Raw genomic sequence first — 333 nt, 5'->3', positions numbered from 1 at the left:
CGAGTGTGTTTTCTGTTGCAAAGTTTTGTGCACTAATCACGTTGCCGCCACCCAGCACATTACCGCCAGCCATACTGTTTGATGTGGCCTCGTTATAACTTGCAGCACCGTAGCCTGTGAAATCAGCGTTTAGTTTGTAATTAAAGCTTACCTGACCTGACTGAAGTGTGTCGTTAATGCTATCACTTGCTGCAGTTTGGCCTTGTGGTGCAATAGGATCACGTGCTTCTACATCATAATAATCTACTCGGTAACCTACGCTTGTATGAAGTTTATCTGTCCAATCTGAGTCTTGCTGAATAGCAAAACCTGTTTGCCATGAACGTGAGTCAG

The 333-nt window shown here is 44.4% G+C and carries 1 protein-coding gene; it reads right to left on the bottom strand.

Features of this window, described 5'->3' with window-relative positions; translation table 11 throughout:
* The coding region (locus R2R70_RS19350; protein ID WP_410978800.1) for a hypothetical protein at window positions 1–333 on the bottom strand (333 nt) is incomplete at both ends.

The organism is Cobetia sp. SIMBA_158 (assembly GCF_046566945.1).
GTDB lineage: Bacteria > Pseudomonadota > Gammaproteobacteria > Pseudomonadales > Halomonadaceae > Cobetia > Cobetia amphilecti.
The sequence above is the reverse complement of the archived record's forward strand: the minus strand, read 5'-3'. Positions and strand labels throughout refer to the sequence as shown.